General features: G+C 71.0%; 12 protein-coding genes and 1 pseudogene. 7 read left to right on the top strand and 6 right to left on the bottom strand.

Features of this window, described 5'->3' with window-relative positions:
- The first annotated feature begins 73 nt into the window (after positions 1–73).
- A complete protein-coding gene (locus ACWDSL_RS28615; RefSeq protein WP_450490177.1) occupies positions 74–586 on the top strand; it encodes an ArsR/SmtB family transcription factor in 513 nt (170 codons plus the stop codon).
- A 3-nt stretch (positions 587–589) separates the two neighbouring features.
- Positions 590–1,681 carry a serine hydrolase domain-containing protein gene (locus ACWDSL_RS28610; protein WP_450490175.1) on the top strand — a complete coding sequence of 364 codons (1,092 nt, stop codon included), beginning with the start codon at positions 590–592 and terminating at the stop codon, positions 1,679–1,681.
- 13 nt (positions 1,682–1,694) lie between these two features.
- Here ACWDSL_RS28610 and ACWDSL_RS28605 read toward each other — a convergent pair whose 3' ends face one another.
- Both ACWDSL_RS28605 and ACWDSL_RS28600 read right to left on the bottom strand, forming a co-directional pair.
- Entirely contained in the window at positions 1,695–2,831 is a 1,137-nt protein-coding gene (locus tag ACWDSL_RS28605; RefSeq protein ID WP_450490173.1) for a hypothetical protein, read from the bottom strand.
- Positions 2,831–3,388: a hypothetical protein gene (locus ACWDSL_RS28600; protein WP_450490171.1), complete on the bottom strand. Its 558-nt coding sequence runs from the start codon at positions 3,386–3,388 to the stop codon at positions 2,831–2,833. The genes ACWDSL_RS28605 and ACWDSL_RS28600 overlap by 1 nt, the downstream gene beginning before the upstream one ends.
- Positions 3,389–3,478: 90 nt before the next feature.
- Here ACWDSL_RS28600 and ACWDSL_RS28595 point away from each other — a divergent pair.
- Positions 3,479–3,750, top strand: a pseudogene (locus tag ACWDSL_RS28595) (galactonate dehydratase); the annotation flags it as partial.
- 56 nt (positions 3,751–3,806) lie between these two features.
- Here the strand turns inward: ACWDSL_RS28595 and ACWDSL_RS28590 are convergent.
- The 4 genes from ACWDSL_RS28590 to ACWDSL_RS28575 all read right to left on the bottom strand — a co-directional run bounded on the left by ACWDSL_RS28590 (position 3,807) and on the right by ACWDSL_RS28575 (position 8,424).
- Positions 3,807–5,066 (bottom strand): cellulase-like family protein, encoded by a 1,260-nt coding sequence (locus tag ACWDSL_RS28590; RefSeq protein ID WP_450490169.1) that lies wholly within the window; start codon positions 5,064–5,066, stop codon positions 3,807–3,809.
- Between the two features lie 153 nt (positions 5,067–5,219).
- Positions 5,220–5,822: a DUF1266 domain-containing protein gene (locus ACWDSL_RS28585; RefSeq protein ID WP_450490167.1), complete on the bottom strand. Its 603-nt coding sequence runs from the start codon at positions 5,820–5,822 to the stop codon at positions 5,220–5,222.
- Between the two features lie 59 nt (positions 5,823–5,881).
- Positions 5,882–7,171, bottom strand: a complete 1,290-nt coding sequence (locus tag ACWDSL_RS28580) for an SGNH/GDSL hydrolase family protein (RefSeq protein WP_450490165.1) — start codon at positions 7,169–7,171, stop codon at positions 5,882–5,884.
- 269 nt (positions 7,172–7,440) lie between these two features.
- Entirely contained in the window at positions 7,441–8,424 is a 984-nt protein-coding gene (locus tag ACWDSL_RS28575) for an aldo/keto reductase (protein WP_450490163.1), read from the bottom strand.
- Positions 8,425–8,743: 319 nt separating this feature from the next.
- Here ACWDSL_RS28575 and ACWDSL_RS28570 point away from each other — a divergent pair, with 319 nt between their 5' ends.
- The 4 genes from ACWDSL_RS28570 (at position 8,744) to ACWDSL_RS28555 (ending at position 15,085) form a co-directional block, all read left to right on the top strand.
- The gene (locus ACWDSL_RS28570; RefSeq protein WP_450490161.1) at positions 8,744–11,002 is read left to right on the top strand and encodes an MMPL family transporter; all 2,259 of its coding nucleotides are present in this window, start codon (positions 8,744–8,746) and stop codon (positions 11,000–11,002) included.
- A 184-nt stretch (positions 11,003–11,186) separates the two neighbouring features.
- Positions 11,187–12,512 carry a sensor histidine kinase gene (locus ACWDSL_RS28565; RefSeq protein WP_450490159.1) on the top strand — a complete coding sequence of 442 codons (1,326 nt, stop codon included), beginning with the start codon at positions 11,187–11,189 and terminating at the stop codon, positions 12,510–12,512.
- Positions 12,513–12,577: 65 nt separating this feature from the next.
- A complete protein-coding gene (locus ACWDSL_RS28560; protein ID WP_450490157.1) occupies positions 12,578–13,234 on the top strand; it encodes a response regulator in 657 nt (218 codons plus the stop codon).
- 120 nt (positions 13,235–13,354) lie between these two features.
- The gene (locus ACWDSL_RS28555) at positions 13,355–15,085 is read left to right on the top strand and encodes a glycoside hydrolase family 43 protein (RefSeq protein ID WP_450490155.1); all 1,731 of its coding nucleotides are present in this window, start codon (positions 13,355–13,357) and stop codon (positions 15,083–15,085) included.
- Positions 15,086–15,172 lie beyond the last annotated feature (87 nt).

The following is a 15,172-nucleotide window of genomic DNA, read 5'->3' as shown; positions in this document are numbered from 1 at the left end:
CGAGCAAAACCACTGAGCTGGGGTCCGGCCCTCAACTTGCTCTGTTATTACGGAATACCGTAATCTCCGTCCTATGGCTGATGAGTCCCTGGAGCGACGGCTCGCCGCACTCGAAGAGCGGGTGTCGCGGCTGGAAGCCGAGCCGCAGACGCAGCGGGACGAAATGTTCTGGGCCCTCGAAGGGCTGCGCCGCCGCCTCACCGGGCCCGGCCAGGTGCTGTTCACCGGCGCGCTGAACCTGCCGACGGGCGAGCGATACGAATGGCAGCAAGGCGCGGAGACGGACCGGCTGTTGGAGGCGGACTGGCCGGAGGGGGCCGCGCCGCTGGCCGCGCTGGGCCATCCCGTCCGGCTGACCCTGCTGCGCGCCGTGCTGTGCGGCACCCGGTCCGCGGCGGAGCTCCAGGAGGCCGCGGGCCTGCACACCACCGGCCAGCTGTACCACCACCTCAAACAACTCACCGCCACCGGCTGGCTTCAGGCCGAGGGGCGCGGCCACTACCAGGTCCCCGCGGGCAAGGTGGTGCCGCTGCTCGTCGTGCTGTCCGCGGTGGTACCGACAAGCAACCGAACGACAGGGGAGTAGCCCGTGCAGCGGAGGAAGTTTCTCACCGTGGCGACGACGGCGGCGGGGGCGTCACTACTGCCCGGCAACGCCGCGGCGGCCGACGACCTGCCCGCCCTGGTGCGCCGGTATGTGAGCCGTGCGCTGGACGCCGGCAGCCCGAGCGTGGTCTGCGGGGTCATCCACGGCACCCGCACCTATGTCGCGGGCGGGGGAGAGGGCCCCGGCGCCTCGGCGCCGGACGGCAGGACCGTCTTCCAACTCGGCTCGATCACCAAGACGCTCACCGCCACGGCTCTGGCCCGCGCCGTATGCGCGGGCACCACCCGCCTGGACGCGCCGCCGGCCCTGCCCGCCGGGTTCCCCGTACCGCACCGGGGGCCGCGGCGGATCACCCTGGCCGATCTGGCCACCCACAGCTCCGGCCTGCCCTCGCTGCCGCCGAATCTGCTCGCCGGCGCCGACCCTGACGACCCGTACGCCCACTACACGCTGGACGACCTGGCGAGCGGCCTCGGTGAGACCACACTCGCCACCGAGCCGGGCAGCACCTACGCGTACTCGAACCTCGGATTCGGCCTCCTGGGTCAGGCACTGGCCTTCGACGCCGTGGATTCGATGCTGCGACGCCGGGTGACCGACCCGCTCCGGCTGACGGACACCACCACGACGCTGCGGCCGGACATGGCACCCCGCAAGGTCGTCGGACATATGGCCGGACAGCCCGTCCCCGACTGGCACGACCATGTCCTCAGCGCGGCCGGCACCTCGATGTACAGCACCGCCGACGACATGGTGCGCTTCCTCGGCGCCCAGCTGCGCCCGGAGCGCTCCCCGCTGCGAGCCGCCATCGAGCTGACCCAGCGGCCCCACTTCACGGCCGATGACAATCTGCGGCTGGGCCTCGGCTGGCACCTCAGCCGGCTGTCCAGCGGCCGGACCCTGACCTGGCACAACGGCGGCACCGGCGGATTCAGCACCTGTGCGGCGTTCAACCGGGAGAGCGTCTGTGCGGCCGTGATGATGGTGAACACCTACAGCGAGCAGACCGCGACCGACCCCCGGCCGGTCGACGCCCTGACCTTCGCCCTGCTCGGAGAGCTCGACGCGGTGTGACGTTCAACGTCCGTCAGTCGTCGTCCGGGTTGATGCGCTCGGTCCAGACCATGGTTTCCCCGATCCCCGCACCGGGCCCGGTGCCATGGTTGGCCTTGTCCTGCCAGCTCTGGTAGCCGGGCAGGGCCGACTCCATGTCGGTGTCGTTCTTCAGCGTGTACTGCACGATGAGTTTGCCGTCGGGGTCGGTGCCCTTGACGACGTAGTTGACGGCGTAGGAACCGAGCAGGGACTGCGCCTCGTTGGTGTCGCCGCCCCACAGATTGTCGAGGCCGGACAGGCCGGCCATATCCTTCGCGTACGTGCCCACCTGCTCGGGGAGCGACATGCCCGAGATCTTGTACCTGGCCGTGCCCTCCCCTTGGCCGGCCTTCCACCCGTCCAGGGTCTGCTTGCGGATATCGTCCATGCTCTCGCTCTTGCGGAGCTGTTGGACGAACGGGTCGTGCTGGGAGAACGAGTAGTGGTCGTCGCCCGTCCCGGCCGCCCAGTTGGTCAGCAGAGTGCGCGGCGTCAGATGGTTGGTCGACGGGAAGGGATCGAGGCCGCCCATGTCCCGGCCGAGCGCGTCGTAGCGGTCCGTACCGATGCCGCTGGTGTGGTTGACGTCCGTGCGGACCTGCCCGGTGTTGAACCACAGCTCCAGGCCGACGTTCTCCATCAGCGTGATCGACAGGTTCTGGTCGGCCTCGAACGCCACCCGCAGGATCTCGTTGAGCCTGGTCTGGGCGGCGTTCACCTTCTTCACGTCGTCCGCGTCGTAATTCTCCGGGGTGCAGTCCGCGGACAGGACCACCTGGGCCTTCTCGGGGTTGACGTACATCCCCTGCTCGCCGAACTCCCGCACCGCCTCGTTCAGCCGCTTCTGGGCGGCCCTCAGCTCCCCGGCCCCGTCCTCGACGGCCCTGCGCACCCCGTCGGCCACTTTGGCCGCGGCGGTCACCTGGCGCTGGATGTCGTCGATCTGCGTCCAGGCGTACGGGGCGGCCATGCCCTCCCAGTACCCCTTGTCCTTGAGGGGCCTCAGCACCTCGTCACGGATCTTGTCGTCCAGGTCCTTGATCTTGTCGTGGACGCCCTTCCACTTCGTGGCCAGCGTGTCGAGCCCACCGAAGTCGGCCGATCGGAACTCCTGGTAGAAGGTGGCCATCAGTACCTCGAGATCGAGGAGAACGACGGGTCGCCGGCCGGATACAAGAGACCTGGTCGACTGCCGTCGTACAGCGGGGGCTGGTCCTTCTGGCCGAATGAGTACCCCGTGTCCAGGTCCTGCTTCACATGGATATCGGCCGCCGCCCGCAGGCTTTCGGAGATATGGGCGAGCCAGGCGGTCACCGTGCCCGCCTGCTCCTCCCAGTGCTTGTGCGACCGCCTCAGCGCGCTCTCGACCTGGAGGCCGTGCACACCCTTGACCGCCGTGGAGGTCGGCTCCTCCAGCGACGCCGCCTGCCTGTGGAGGGTGTCGTAGACCTCGTCCGCCTTGCCCGCCGCTCCGCGCAGCACACCGGGGGCGATGGCGAGGTTCTGCGGCACCGGGCCCTGGACGCCCGGGGCGAGGGGGCGCCTGGGCGCGGGCGCGTTGGGGTCGTAGATGTTGGGCTTCCCCAGCTGGGCCGACAGCGGCGGCGGGGCGATGATCCCGCCCTCCGAGCCCGGCGGCAGCGGGAGTTGGTCGTCCTTGGGCTCCGGCAGATCGTTGTCGCTCATGACACCCCCGTTGTGTGCACGACAGCGTACGTAGATTAGCGCCGTGAGCGCTTCGTCACCGGTAAACATGCATTCGAATGCCACTCCGCCATCCCCGCGCGCCGGCTGCTGTGCCGCGTGGAGACCGACGAAGGGATCGTCGGCTGGGGCGAGCCGGTCGTCGAGGGGCGCGCCGCCACGGTGCGCACCGCGGTCCGTGAGCTGTCCGAACTCCTCATCGGCAAGGAACCGTGTGGGACATCGCGGGCAAGGCCCCGGGCGTGCCCGCGGCGGTGAAGATGAACGCCTCGGGGCGGATGACCCGGCTGGCCACCACCGTCCGTGACATCGACGCCGTCGTGGGCCGGGCCGCCGCCGGACGGCTCGTTCGCCGAGTGGTGAGCGTGGGCGGCGGACCGGGCCGGTCGCGGCGCGCGGTTCAGCCGAGCAGCAGGGCGTTGCACTCCCGCTGCAGCGTGACGTCCCGCCACATCGGATGGTGCGGCGCCGCGTTGGAGCATACGACCGTCCCCCAAGCGCCGACCCGCGCGGACTCTGCCACCGCGCGGCGGCAGAACGCGGCCCCGACCGGGCCCTCCTCGAAGGTGCCGTGCAGCGGGGTGTAGCCGATCCAGCCCTCGCCGAAGACCAGGGGGACCCCGGCCCCGGCCGCCCAGTCGGCGGCGGCCTCGATCCAGGTGACCAGCCGCTGCTCCATCGCGAGCCGGTACATGGCGTAGCGCTCGTACAGCCAGGCGTCCCACTTGGCCGGATCGCACCAGTCGTGTGCGTAGATCTCGCGGCCGACGAGGGTGGCCTCGAGCCGCCACAGCTCGTCGGCCGGCGGCGCCCAGTCGGCGAAGTCCGGGGCGTCGGGGCGGAGCAGGTGCTGCCGGGCGAAGTCCTGCGGGAAGGGGCGGGAGCGGTCGCGCAGGGCGAAGGCGTCGATGAGGTCGTCGAGCACGCCGTACACATACGGATGGAAGACGGCCACGTCGATGTCGCGCGGGACGCCGCGCAGCGAACCGACCGGGACCTTGGCGTAGTTGACGGTGACCGGCCGGCCGGGGTGGCGCTCGCGGAACCGGGCGAGGCCGCGCTCCAGGCGCGGCCGCAGGGCGACCACGGTGTCCGGGCCGGTCAGCCCCTGGGTGAGCCGTCCGCCCTGGACCTCGTTGTGCAGTTCGGTGAAGGCGATCCGGTCGTCAAGACCGTCCGCGGCGAGAAAGTCGATCAGGTCGGCCAGCGCGTCGGCGAGGGCTTCGGCGCGCCGCTCGGGATCGACGGCCATCAGCGCGTCGTACCAGGAGCGGTCGCCGCCGAACGACGGGCTCTGCTGGTATTCCCAACTGGAGAGGATGATGAAGCAGTCGTGTTGGCGGGCCGCCTCGAACAGCGCGCGCAAGTGGGCGCGGCCGTCGATCTCGGTGCTGCCGCCCACGTCGTACCAGCGGGTGCGCTGCCCGTATCCGCCGCCCAGGGGGCCCAGCCGGAGTTTGCCGGTGTCGAGTCCGGAGCCGAAGAGCAGATAGGGCATGGCACAGATGCGCACGGTGTTGTATCCGCGCGCCACGGTCTCCGCGAAGGCCCGGTCGAGGTCGGCGAAGGGCTCCCCGGGGCCGGTACGGGTGTACCAGCTGAAGTCCCACAGGGAGATGGTCAGTTTCTCCGGCAGATGGTCGGGCGGCGCGACGGGCACGGGGAACCGGCCTTTCGGTAGGAGTCTGGCCCATGGTCGGCGGGCACCGGAGGGGTGTCAAGATGTATTCATAATTAATGCTCGCGGTGCGGTGAGGGCTTCGTCCGCCGTCGCCCCGACTCGACCTGTTGCTGGGCGGCCGGGTGGGTCAGCTCACCGTGTTCGGTCCGGCTGGCCGATCGCCTCCCAGGGGGCCAGGTGCCACGGGCTCTCGGTGTTCGCGGGGTCCAGCAGCCGCCGGAGGTGTTCGTCGGAGACGCTTTGCGGCGCCGGGAAGCTCTCGCTCTCGGTGCCGCGCAGCATGTCCATCCAGACCAGACGGCCCATCAGATAGCCCTGGGCGTACTGCGCCCAGGACCCGTACGCCCCCCTGGCCTGCGGAACGATCTGGTGCAGCAGTCGCCAGGCGTCCGCCTCCTCCAGATGGCCGGCCGCGAAGCCGTTGCGGACCACGTCCACGTACAGCGCGATGTCCCATGCCAGCGGGGAGACGTCGAAGCGCTGCTCGGCCTGGGCCCGGTAGCCGACCCGGGCGAGGTCGTCGAGTCGGTCGAGCAGCGCGGGCCGCGTGGAGAGCTCCCACTCCTCGGTCAGCCACTTACGGGCGCGCCCGTCGTTGACGCGCTTGTACGGGTAGAGCGTGAGCCGGGAGGCTCTGGCCGCCCGGCTCACGGGTGCGCACAGCGACACCATCCACAGCTGATGCAGTGTCAGTGCGACGGGGTACTTTCGCTCGACGGAGACTCCTCGCAGCATGATTCGGAACACTACGCCGCCCGTTGGACGGCCGACCCATTGGGTGTCGCCCGACGGGCTCAGCCCTTCGTCGCCGCCACCGGTGCGGGTCTGGGCCCGCCGGCCCGCAGTTCGGCCAGGTCGACGGCGTCGGCCATCGCCTGGAGCCCCGCGTCGTTGAAGTGCAGATGGTCGCCCGTGTCGTAGGCGGGGAGGATGCGGTGCGGATCCGCGGGGTCGCGGACCACGGTGTCGAAGTCCACCACCGCGTCGAAGGTGCCACTGTTCCTGATGAAGTCGTTCACGGCCTGCCGTACGCTCTCGCGGGCCTCGGTGTAGCCGCCGTTGCCGCCGTACGGGGTGATCGTGCCACCGATGACACGGATGCCGCGCGCGTGGGCCTGCTCGGCGATGCGGCGGTAGGCGTCCGCGAAGGCCGCGGGGTCGGTCTGGTTGGGGTTGCCCTTGATGTCGTTGATGCCCTCCATCGCGATCAGGGCGCGCACGTCGCCGCGGGAGAACACGTCCGCGTCGAGTCGGGACATGGCGCTGGGTCCGGTGCCGTCCAGCAGCACGCGGTTGCCCGAGATACCGGCGTTGAGCACGCCCAGCTGTCGGCCCGGGGGCAGTTCGCGCAGCCGCGCGGCCAGCCTGTCGGGCCAGCGGCGGTTGGCGCTCGCCGTCGACCCCGATCCGTCGGTGATGGAGTCGCCGAGCGTGACCACGCTGCCCGGGATGCGCGGGCTGAACACGTCCACACCGGTCACGTAGTACCAGGAGCTCGTGGTGGCGGTGAACGCGGCGCCGTCCTCGTCGCCGGTGTGGTCGCCGTCGGGGGTGAGGAACGAGGTCTGCAGGGCGGAGCGGTGATAGGTCGCGGGCCCGGAGTCGTTCGGGGTGAACAGGGTGATCAGCAGGTTGGTGTCCGCGCGGACGCGCAGCGGCACCGGGTCACTGACGACGTCCTCGCCGACGGGCACGGTGACCGAGGTCCGGCCGTGGAAGGTGGCCGGGCGGGCCGTCCCGGCGATGGCGTTGGGGCTCTTGGGCGCCCCGGCCTCCTGGAGCGCCACGGTGGCCGCGCCGAGTTCGAGCGGCGCCGTGCCGAGCCGGTTGGACACCCGGATCCGGGCCGCCTGGCCCCCGACGCTGGTGTGCACCACATTGCGGATCGAGTTGCCGGGCAGACCGGGCACGGTGCCCGACGCGGCGGCCTCCCAGGTGCCGACCCAGCCTCGGCCGGAGTGTCCGGAGGCCGGTCCGGCGTCCGGTCCGGTGTCCGCCCACGCGGGCGCCGCCGCGGTCAGCGGCACCAAGGCGAGGGTCAGTGCGACGGCGAGAGCCGAGAGAACGTGCCGGATCGAGACCATATGGTGCTGCCCTTCCAGGTGAGAGCCAGCCGGATGAGGTCACATGCGGAACACGACGTAGGCAATCATCACCGAAACATCGGATGCGTCAAGGTGTCCGGCAGAATATCCGGGGGCAGCTGGGGAGTTCTGGGCTTATACACCCGATGTATCGCTGGTCTGCTGGGGACCGCTACAGCGGCGCAACCAGGGCTGACACCTGCACGGACGTACGGGTGCCGCGCCCGCACGGCGCGGCACCCGTATGGCGATGGCCGCTGGGCCCACCGTCAGAAGTAGGTGGGCTGACGAGGGGTGTAGTGCTTTTCGAGCGCCGTGACCTCGTCGTTCGTGAGCTGGACGTCGAGTGCCGCCACGGCGTCGGCCAGGTGGTGCGGTTTCGTGGCGCCGATGATCGGGGCGCTGACGACGGGGTTGTTCAGCACCCAGGCCATGGCCACCGTGGCCATCGACACGCCGCGCTCCTCGGCGATCCGCTGGACTTCGTTCACGGTCGCCTTGTCGCTGTCGAGGAAGAGCGGCCGCCCCTGCTGGTCGGTGGTCGGGTTGCTGTGGGCGCGGTTCGTGCTCTTCTCGCCCCACGGGCGGGCCACCAGCCCCGCGGCCAGCGGGCTCCACGGCAGGCTGCCGACGCCCTGGTCGGCGAGCAGGCCGAACATCTCGCGCTCCTCCTCGCGCTGCACCAGGTTGTACTGGTCCTGCATGGACACGAACCGGGTCCACCCGTTGGTCTCCGCCACGTGCTGCATCGTGGCGAACTGCCACGCCCACATCGACGAGGCGCCGATATAGCGGACCTTGCCCGCCTTCACCACGTCGTGCAGCGCCTCCATCGTCTCCGCCACCGGCGTCTCGGGGTCGAAGCGGTGGATCTGGTAGAGGTCGATGTAGTCGGTGCCCAGGCGGCTCAGGGAGGCGTCGACCTGCTCCATGATCGCCTTGCGGGAGAGCCCCGAACCGCCGGGGCCCTGGTGCAGCGGGAAGAACACCTTGGTGGCCAGGACGATGTCGTCGCGGCGCGTGTACTTCTTCAGGGCGCGCCCGACGACGTCCTCCGAGCTGCCCATCCCGTAGATGTTGGCCGTGTCCCAGAAGGTGATGCCGAGGTCGAGCGCCTGCCGGAAGATCGGCTCGGCTCCCTCGTCGTCGAGTGTCCACGCCCGCTGCTGCTCGGAGGGCGCGCCGAAGCTCATACAGCCCAGTGCGATGCGGCTGACCTTCAGGCCCGATGTTCCCAGGCGGGTGTACTGCATTTCGCTGTCTCCTTGCTCGCCGCTGTCACCTCCAGCCTGCGGGCCGGAGGCGCCGAGTGGGAGGCCGCGCCGTTCGGGGGTGTGATACGGCCCCCCACACCCCTGGGGACGCCCGACCGGCCCGGCCCACCGCGTTTCGAGGACGAGGGTCACGACGACGAGAGCCAGGAGGATGAGAGCCACCAGTACCGCGGTACCGGTCGCGGGCCGGATTGGGTCCCGCGGTGCCGGGGGTGAGCGGAAAACCGCTCCTAGGTTGAGGCCGGGGTCGATCAGGCCTTCGCTCTCGTACTGCCTCTTCTCCTGGTGGGAGTAATCCGTGGCCACCTTCCTCTACCGGCTGGGCCGGCTCGCCTTCAGACGACGGCGGCTCTTCCTGATGCTGTGGATCGCCGTTCTGGCCACCGTCGGCATCGGCGCCGCCTCGGTGTCCGGCACCACGACGGACGACTTCACGCTGCCCGGCACCCAGTCCCAGAAGGCGATCGACCTGCTGGAGAAGGAGTTTCCGCAGGCGTCCGCCGACGGAGCCGCGGCCCGGGTCGTCTTCGAGGCACCCGACGGGCGGAAGCTGACCTCCGGCGCGTACAAGACCGAGATCGAGTCCCTGGTGGCCGACCTCAAGAAGGCGCCGCAGGTGGCGAGCGTATCCGACCCCTTCACCGGCGGTCTGGTCAGCAAGTCGGGCACCATCGCCTACGCCCAGGTCACCTACGAGGTGCCCAAGGCCGATCTCGGCGACGCCGCGTCCGACACTCTGCACCACGTAGCCGACCGGGGCGAGAAGGCCGGGTTGAAGGTCAGCCTGGGCGGCAACGCGGTCCAGGACGAGGCCGGCAGCAAGGCGGCCGAGCTGCTCGGTCTCGCGGTTGCCGCACTCGCCCTGGTGATCACCTTCGGCTCGCTGACCGCGGCCGGGCTGCCGCTGCTGACCGCCCTCTTCGGCGTCGGGGCGGCGATCTGCGCCATCACCATCGCCACCGAGTTCATCGACATGGCCTCCGCCGCCTCGACGCTGGCGCTGATGCTGGGCCTGGCGGTGGCCATCGACTACGCCCTGTTCATCGTCTCCCGCTACCGCGGCGAGATCCGGGACGGCCACGAACCGGAGGAAGCCGCCGGACGCGCCCTGGGCACCGCCGGATCGGCGGTGGTGTTCGCGGGGCTGACCGTGGTCATCGCGCTGGCGGGGCTGAGCGTCATCGGCATCGGGATGCTGACCACCATGGGCCTGGCCGCCGCCTTCGCGGTCGTCGTCGCGGTGGTGATCGCGCTGACGCTGCTGCCCGCGGTGCTGGGCTTCGCAGGTACGAAGATCATGAACGGCCGGCTCAAGACGCGCCGGATGCGGGCCCAGGAGCGCGGCGAGGGCGAGACGATGGGGGTGCGCTGGGGCCGGTTCGTCACCCGCCACCCGGTCAAGATGCTCGTCGGGTCGGTGGTCTGCCTCGGGCTGCTCGCCATTCCGGCGATGTCGCTGCGCCTGACCCTGCCCGACGACAGCATGGCCTCCCCGGGCAGCACCCAGCGCATCGCCTACGACACCTTGAGCAAGGGCTTCGGACCGGGGTTCAACGGCCCGCTGACCGTGGTCGTCGACGCCCGCGACAGCGACGATCCCAAGGCGGCCGCCCGGGACGCGTACGCCATGCTGGGCAAGCTGGACGACATCGTCACTGTCCGCCCCGCCGCCTTCAACCAGTCCGGCGACGTGGCCCTGCTCGGCGCCGTCCCGAAGTCCTCCCCGACCAGCCAGGAGACCATCGACCTGGTCTCCGCCATCCGCGACCACAGCGCCGCCCTGCACCGGGACACCGGCGCCGACCTCATGGTCACCGGCACCACCGCCGTGAACATCGACGTCTCCGCCAAGCTGGGCGACGCCATGGTGCCCTACCTGGCCATCGTGGTCGGCCTCGCGCTGATCCTGCTGCTCCTGGTCTTCCGCTCGATCCTGGTGCCGCTCAAGGCCGCGCTCGGCTTCCTGCTCAGCGTGCTGGCCACCCTCGGTGTCCTGGTCGCGGTCTTCCAATGGGGCTGGCTGAAGGACGTCTTCGGCGTCGACCAGACCGCGCCGATCGTGAGTGTGCTGCCCATCCTGCTGATCGGCGTGGTGTTCGGGCTCGCCATGGACTACGAGGTCTTCCTGGTCACCCGGATGCGGGAGGAGTACGTCCACGGCGCCGACCCCACCGAGGCCGTCGTCGCGGGCTTCCGCCACGGCGCCCGTGTGGTCACCGCCGCCGCCATCATCATGATCTCCGTCTTCGCCGGGTTCCTGCTGGACGACGTCGCGCTGGTCAAGTCGATCGGCCTGGGCCTGGCCTCCGCCGTCCTCTTCGACGCCTTCGTCGTCCGGATGACCATCGTTCCGGCGGTGATGGCCCTGGTCGGCCGCCGCGCCTGGGCGCTGCCGGGGTGGCTCGACCGGATCATGCCCAACGTGGACGTCGAAGGCGAGAAGCTGCGCCACGTGCTCGAGGCCCGGCGCGAGGAGGCCACGGACTCCGGTAGCTCCGCCGGTTCCCCCCGCGATGAACAGGAAGCGGCGTCGTCCACGCCGATACGACAGGGCTGACACCGACAACGACGAGGCCGGCGGGGTCGGCGCGGCCGGGCCGACAGGAAACCGACGGCCGCCCGGCCGTACGATCCCCACCTGAGCGGCGGATCCCGGCCGGCCGTGTTCCGAGCCCCGCCCGCCGGTCCCATGTCCCCGGGACGGGCGGGCGGCCCCGCCCGCACCGTGAAGGGCGTACACCGTGACCGCACCGAACGCACCCGCGCCGGCGGCCCGCGCCATGGGGCGCTCGCCCAAGCTCCCCGAGAGCCTGACCAGCGACCCCGAGCAGCGTGTGATCGTCTCGATCATGTCCCGGCTGGGGACCTGGCGGATGGCCGACCGGGCCCACCCCCGGGTCCGGCGCTGGGGAGTGCCCGTCTTCTGCGCCGCGCTCGGCCTCCCCTCCCTGCTGAACCCCGCCAACAGCGCCGGCCTCTCGGCGGAGCTGGCGCTGACCCTCGCCTTCACCGCGCCGCTGCTGTGGCGGGAGCGCCGCCCGGTGCTGGTGTTCGCCCTCACCACCGCCGTGTCCCTGGTGGCCCTTCCCCTGGGAGCCCTGAACGGCGCCGACGCCGCGCGGGTCGTGGCCCTGTTCAACGTGGGCCGCTACGGCACCCCCCGCCAGCTGGCCATCGCCATCGGTGTCACCATCGCCCAGCTCGTCGCCTGGGCCACCGTCTTCTCGACCGGTGGCCAGCTGGAGCACGCCACGCGCCCGGAGGCGGTGACCTTTCTGGCGATGGCCGCCGTGACGGCATGCGCCGGGCTCGGCCTGGCCGGCCGGCTGGCGAACGCCTATATCGCGGCTCTGGAGAAGGAACGCGACCAGCAGGCCCGGCTGGCGGCCGCCCAGGAACGCGCCCGTGTCTCCCGCGAGATGCACGACATCCTCGGCCATACCCTCGCCGTCATCGTCGGCCTCGCCGACGGCGCGGCCGCCCTCGCCGACACCAGAGCCCAGAGCGGCGCCGACACGCTGCGCATCATCGCCGACAGCGGCCGCGGCGCCCTGGGCGAACTGCGCCGACTGCTGGCCGTCGTCGGCGACGACCGCGACACACAGGACGACCGCGACACCAAGGACGCGCGGGACCCGCGGAACGACGCCCCGCTCGCCCCGCAACCGGGCCTGGCCGACCTCGACGCCCTGCTGGAACGGGTCCGGGCCGCCGGCCCCACCGCCACCCTGCACACCGAGGGTGATCTGAGCGGCCTCACCCAGGGCCTTCAGCTCGCCGTCTACCGCATCGTCCAGGAAGCCCTCACCAACACCCTCAAGCACGCCGCCCCCGACACCACGGTCGCCGTCTCCGTCACGGCCGACTCCGACCAGATCCGTGTCACCGTCCAGGACACCGGCCCGCCACGCGCGCCGAAGGCGGGCCGCGGGAGCGGCGGCGGCCAGGGCCTGGTCGGTATGCGCGAACGGGCCGCCCTCTACCAGGGCGAGGTCACCGCGGGCCCCAACTCCCATGGCGGCTGGACCGCCGGCGCCCGCCTCCTCGCCCATCCGCCCTCCGCATAGCCTCTGCCCCGCTCCGGCGGGGTGCCACCCCCACATCCGGCACACACCACGGAGAAGCACCCGGCATGACCACCGTCCTGATCGTCGACGACCAAGCTCTGCAACGCCTCGGCTTCCGTATGCTGCTGGAGGCCCAGCCCGATATGACCGTCGTCGGCGAGGCCACCCAAGGCGGCGAGGCGGTCCGCAAGACCGCCGAACTGCGCCCCGACGTCGTCCTGATGGACGTACGGATGCCCGGTATGGACGGCATCGAGGCCACCCGCCACATCGTGGAGTCCGGCGGCCGCTCCCGCGTCCTGGTCCTGACCACCTTCAACCTCGACGAGTACGCGTACGAGGCCCTGCGCGCCGGAGCCAGCGGCTTCTTCCTCAAGGACGCCCGGCCCGAGGAACTGGTCGTCGGCATCCGCGCCGTGGCCGCCGGGGACTCGGTCATCTCACCCGGCCTCACCCGTAAACTCATCGACGCCTTCACCAAGAGCCGCCCCGGCCACACCCCCGAACAGGACCGTCAGCTCGCCCGCCTCACCGAGCGCGAACGCGAGGTGCTGACCGGTGTGGCCACCGGATGGACGAACACGGAGATCGCCGAACGCCTCTGCCTGGCCGAGTCCACCGTCAAGTCCCATGTCAGCCGCATCCTCACCAAGCTCGGTGCCCGGGATCGGGTGCAGGCCGTGATCTTCGCGTACGACGTGGGGCTGGTACGGCCCGCCTGAACTCCTCACGGCCGGGGTCGCGTTCTTGTGGGTGGCCTGCCTCGCTGACACACTCTCCGCAGCAAGCGCTTACTCCAGTGGACGGCACAGACAACGTCGAGTTCGAGGTGCGGAGAAACGGTGAGCGAACACAGTCGCAGGAAAGTGTTGCGGGCCGGCCTTGGCGCGGCGGCCGGATCTACGGTGCTCGGCGGCATCGGTGGTGCTGCCCAGGCCACGGCGGCGGCGCGGGTCGGCGGGCCGGTCGAGGCGGGCGCGGAAGCCACCAGCGGTGAGGCAGCGCGTGGGCGGTTGCCGTGGGTGGCGGACCTGGGGGACGGGCGCTATCAGAACCCGGTGCTCAACGCCGACTGGTCCGATCCCGACGCGATCCGGGTGGGCGCGTACTTCTATCTGGTCGCCTCCACCTTCAACCGCGCCCCCGGACTGCCGATCCTGCGCTCGGCCGACCTGGTCAACTGGAGCGTCATCGGACACGCCCTGACCGAACTGGAGCCCAAGGACCACTTCAGCCGGCCGAGACACGGCGAAGGGGTGTGGGCGCCGGCCCTGCGGCACCACGACGGCAAGTTCTGGATCTTCTATCCGGATCCGGACTTCGGGATCTTCATGGTGACGGCGACCGATCCGCGGGGGCCGTGGAGCAAACCGCATCCCGTCAAGCCGGGCAAAGGGTTCATCGATCCATGTCCGCTGTGGGACGACGACGGGCAGGCCTATCTCATCCACGCCTGGGCGAAGAGCCGCAGTGGCATCAACAACCGGCTGACGCTGCACCGTATGAGCCCGGACGGGAGGGACCTGCTCGACGAGGGCCGGATCGTGATCAACGGCGACGATCTGCCCGGCTACACCACGCTGGAGGGGCCGAAGCTCTACAAGCGGGACGGCTGGTACTGGATCTTCGCCCCGGCCGGCGGGGTCACCAACGGCTGGCAGTCGGCGTTCCGCTCCCGCGCCATTGACGGCCCCTACGAGGACCGCATCGTGCTGGCCCAGGGCGACACCCCCGTCAACGGACCGCACCAGGGGGCCTGGGTGAGTACCGCGGGCGGCGAGGACTGGTTCCTGCACTTCCAGGACCGTGGGCCCTACGGCCGGGTGGTGCATCTGCAGCCGATGCGGTGGCGCGCCGACGGGTGGCCGGTGATGGGCGCCGACGACGGCAGTGGCCGGGGCACCCCGGTGGCGGTGCACACCAAGCCGCGGGCCTGTGCCCGGACCAGGGTCACCGCACCGGCCACCGGCGACGAGTTCACCTCGGCGGAGCTGGGGAAGCAGTGGAGCTGGCAGGCCAACGCCGATCCGGCCTGGTGGTCGCTGCGCCGGTTCCCCAGCCGGCTCGCCCTGGTCTGCCGACCGAGCCCGGTCACCCATGATCTGCGGCTGCTGCCCAATGTGCTGGGCCAGCGGCTGCCCGCCGAATCTTTCGTCGCGACGACCTCGATGACGCTGTCCGCCAGGAACGCCGAGGCCCGGGCCGGACTCGTCATGCTGGGCGAGAGCTACGCCTGGGCGGGTCTGCGCCACGACGGCGACCGGATCGTGCTGGCGTATCGCACCGCGGCCAAGGACGCCGCCGAGGCGGAAGCCGCCACGCCGGTGCCGCTGGGCAGAGGGCGCGCGGCGGTGCGGCTCCGGGTGAGCGTGAGCCCCGGGGCGGTGTGCCAGTTCGCGGCCGACGTGGACGGTCACGGGTTCACTCCGCTCGGCGCGCCGTTCCAGGCGACGGCGGGCAAGTGGATCGGGGCGACGGTCGGGCTCTTCGCCACACGGCCGGAGACCTCCGGCACGGGCGGCCCGACGGAAGCGGCGGAATTCGACTGGTTCCGGGTCGGCCCGGGCTCATGAGCCGGACGACCGGACGACGACCGGACGACCGCGCCCCGATCCACTTGCCCGCCATCGCCTGGAACGGCGCGCCGAGCGGAGTGAACC

It is taken from the genome of Streptomyces sp. NPDC000941 (assembly GCF_053599555.1).
This window is presented reverse-complemented; position numbering and strand designations above follow the sequence as displayed.

Excerpts from the sequence above, each read along its gene's own strand:
- ACWDSL_RS28615 (WP_450490177.1), top strand. The coding sequence starts at position 74 with ATGGCTGATGAGTCCCTGGAGCGACGGCTCGCCGCACTCGAAGAGCGG.
- ACWDSL_RS28605 (WP_450490173.1), bottom strand. The coding sequence starts at position 2,831 with ATGGCCACCTTCTACCAGGAGTTCCGATCGGCCGACTTCGGTGGGCTC.
- ACWDSL_RS28600 (WP_450490171.1), bottom strand. The coding sequence starts at position 3,388 with ATGAGCGACAACGATCTGCCGGAGCCCAAGGACGACCAACTCCCGCTG.
- ACWDSL_RS28585 (WP_450490167.1), bottom strand. The coding sequence starts at position 5,822 with ATGCTGCGAGGAGTCTCCGTCGAGCGAAAGTACCCCGTCGCACTGACA.
- ACWDSL_RS28580 (WP_450490165.1), bottom strand. The coding sequence starts at position 7,171 with ATGGTCTCGATCCGGCACGTTCTCTCGGCTCTCGCCGTCGCACTGACC.
- ACWDSL_RS28575 (WP_450490163.1), bottom strand. The coding sequence starts at position 8,424 with ATGCAGTACACCCGCCTGGGAACATCGGGCCTGAAGGTCAGCCGCATC.
- ACWDSL_RS28560 (WP_450490157.1), top strand. The coding sequence starts at position 12,578 with ATGACCACCGTCCTGATCGTCGACGACCAAGCTCTGCAACGCCTCGGC.